3 protein-coding genes and 1 pseudogene are annotated in these 2,639 nt (G+C 67.1%); 1 reads left to right on the top strand and 3 read right to left on the bottom strand.

Annotated elements, in window-relative coordinates:
* Together VF662_RS16660 and VF662_RS16655 are read right to left on the bottom strand one after the other, a co-directional pair.
* Positions 1 to 822, bottom strand: a pseudogene (locus tag VF662_RS16660) (hypothetical protein); the annotation flags it as partial.
* Between the two features lie 91 nt (positions 823 to 913).
* Positions 914 to 1,159: a hypothetical protein gene (locus tag VF662_RS16655; RefSeq protein ID WP_464143072.1), complete on the bottom strand. Its 246-nt coding sequence runs from the start codon at positions 1,157 to 1,159 to the stop codon at positions 914 to 916.
* 143 nt (positions 1,160 to 1,302) lie between these two features.
* Between VF662_RS16655 and VF662_RS16650 the strand changes: the two genes are divergently transcribed.
* Positions 1,303 to 1,479 (top strand): hypothetical protein, encoded by a 177-nt coding sequence (locus VF662_RS16650; RefSeq protein WP_464143071.1) that lies wholly within the window; start codon positions 1,303 to 1,305, stop codon positions 1,477 to 1,479.
* Positions 1,480 to 1,488: 9 nt separating this feature from the next.
* On the opposite strand, the gene VF662_RS16645 is transcribed toward VF662_RS16650, so the two are convergent.
* Positions 1,489 to 2,639 (bottom strand): sensor histidine kinase (locus VF662_RS16645; RefSeq protein ID WP_464143070.1); only part of this gene is annotated, 1,151 nt, incomplete at its 5' end.

The following is a 2,639-nucleotide window of genomic DNA, read 5'->3' as shown; positions in this document are numbered from 1 at the left end:
GAGCGCGCCGAGGCCGAGATCGCCCAGCCCCGCCTGCTGCAGGACCGCCGGGAGCAGCGCCGTCAGGATGCCGCTCATCCCGCCGCCGCCGAACAGGCCGCCAAGGCCTTCATCGCCGTAGGAGACGTTCGGATAGCCTCGGTAGTCGCCGGCATAAGCGGGCCCATAGGCCTGGCTCGGCGCGTAATAGGTCCGGTAGTTCGGCGCCGGCTGCACATAGGCATAGCCCGGCGCCGCCGCGTAAGCGGGCCGAAGTTCCGCAATTCGATGCCGGCGCTCGGGAGCGAAGTCGCGGACCTCGTTCCGCGCGAGCTCGCGGTCGAACCTGGCCTCCTCGCGCAGCTGCTTCCGCTCGAACTTCGCCTCTTCCTTGAAGCGCCTGCGCTCGAACTTCGCTTCTTCCCTGGCGAACTTCCGCTCCGCCTTGAACGCGTGCTTGTCGCCTTTGTTGAAGTGGCGCTCGGCCCGGCGCTGTTCGCGGTCCCAATGCTTCTCCTGCTTGCGCTCCCGCTTCGCCCAGTCGCGATCATCGCCGCCCATGCGTTCGAAGAAGCGCTCGCGCATCTTGCGAACTTCCTTGAACTCGTCGCCGCCGCGCCGCTCGAACGTCCGTTCGGCGCGCTCGAAATGCCGCTCCTGCTTGTGCTCTTTCCAGCCGCCGCCCCAGCCGCCGCCATTGCCGCGGCCGCCGCCGCCATGGCCGCGCTCGGCCTTTGCCTCATGCTTTCCGCCGCCGTCGCCGCCGCCATGCTTGGGGCCCTTGGCGAGCGCGGGGCTCGCCGCCGTTGCGGCCATGAGCGCGAGGATGAATGCCTTCTTCATGGGTCGGTTCCTTCCCAATATGAAAGGATCAACCTAGCCCAACGGCGATGAGTTCCCCCTGAACCCGCGGTTCATCGGAGGTCCATGCGCGTCAGCCGCAGCGTTCGTAATCGGGCTCGCGCTGCTGCTTGCGCGCGCGCCGCTCTTCCTTGCCGATGCATTCCTCGCGCTCGCGGATCTTCCGGCCGCGCTTCTCGTCCGCTTCCGACTGGCTCGTCGTCGCTGCATCGACCGCCGCCGAAGCCGCCTTCACCGGCAGGGTGGCGACGTCGAGCGCGGTCTTGGCGAGGCAGCCCGGAAGCAGGAGCGCAACGACTGCAAGGAACGGGGCACGCATCGACTATCCTCCGGAAGAAACTGGACAATTCCGCCCCTAACATGATCGGCGCCTGAATGAATCCCCTTACCTGATCCATTTAATTGGCCCGGGCGGGCGACTCGGATATGATCCGGGCTTCACACGATTCCCGGGGGGGATGAATGCTGGACCAAAGCGATCTCGATTATTACCGCGCCCGCATCGCCGAAGAGGAGATCGCGGCGCAACGCGCTTCGCACCCGCTCGCCGCGGAAAGCCACAAGAAGCTTGCCGAGGAATATGCGAGCCTGATCGTCGCCACCGGGCCGGTCGCGAGGGAAGGTGTCGAGAGCCGCTGAGGCGGCTCCTCACTCCGCCAGCACGTTCGGCCCCAGCGGCATTCGCATCGTGAAGCACAGGCCTTCGGGCCTGAAGTCCACCTCCGTCTCCGCGCCAAGCTCGTAGGGCAAGGTCCGCTGCAGCAATTCGAGGCCGAAGCCCTGCCGCTGCGGCTCGGACGGCACGCCGCGGACCCCGTTCTCCTCCCACACGAGCGTCAGAGTGTCGCCGCCGGCCCCCACCGACCGCTGCCAGGTCACCGAAATCCGCCCTCCGTCCGCGCTCAGCGCACCATATTTAACCGCGTTGGTCGCAAGTTCGTGGATCGCCAGGCTCATCGTCTCCGCGACGCGCGGCTTCAGGCACACTTCCGGCCCCTCGATCTTCAGCGCCTCCCCTTCGCGCGCCGCATGGGCCAGCAATTCGTCCTCGATCATCGCCGAAAGGTCCGCGCCGGCATCGGGGCTTCGGGTCACCACCGCCTGCACGCGGGAGAAGGCGCCGATCCGCCCCTCGAGGTGCATCGACATCTCCTCGACGCTCTCGCTGGTCGCAGCCGTCCGCCGCGCGATCGACCGGATCACGCCGAGAGTGTTCCTCACCCGGTGCTGCAGTTCGGCGAGCAGGACGCGCTGATGCTCCTCGGCGCGCCTTCGCGCCGTGACGTCCTGGCCGATCTTCAAAAAGCCGGTGAGCTCGCCCGCATCGTTGCGAAGCGCAGTGGCGATGCCGTCGATGAAGACCGCGCTGCCGTCCTTCCGGACGTGCCAGCGGACGTTCGGCGCCCAGCCCTCCTGGCTGGCAGTGTCCCGTTCCCACTGCGGCACCCCTTGGGAAAGGTCGGCGGCCGTGTACGTGACGTCAGCCGTCCGGCCGGCGATTTCCTCCGCGCTCCAGCCGAAGATCAACGCCGCTCCCTGGTACCATTGATCGACCCGCCCCTCCGGATCCAGGGTAAAGATTGCATGGTCGCGCGCATTCTCGACGATCAGCCGGTAGCGCTCCTCGCTTTCGCGGAGCAGCGCCTCGGCATTCCTCTTCTCGCTGATGTCGCGGAAGTAGACGGAGAGCCCGCCATCGCCCGTTGGATAGATGCTGATGTCGACCCACTTGCCGAGGATCGGCGACATCGCCTCCAGCCTCACGACTTCGCGCGTCTCCGCGGCCCTCAAATGCGCCT

Origin of the sequence: Allosphingosinicella sp., from assembly GCF_036387215.1 — a bacterium.
Lineage (GTDB): Bacteria > Pseudomonadota > Alphaproteobacteria > Sphingomonadales > Sphingomonadaceae > Allosphingosinicella.
The sequence above is the reverse complement of the archived record's forward strand: the minus strand, read 5'-3'. Positions and strand labels throughout refer to the sequence as shown.

Coding starts and splice junctions, on each gene's coding strand:
- VF662_RS16655 (WP_464143072.1), bottom strand. CDS start 1,159: ATGCGTGCCCCGTTCCTTGCAGTCGTTGCGCTCCTGCTTCCGGGCTGC.
- VF662_RS16650 (WP_464143071.1), top strand. CDS start 1,303: ATGCTGGACCAAAGCGATCTCGATTATTACCGCGCCCGCATCGCCGAA.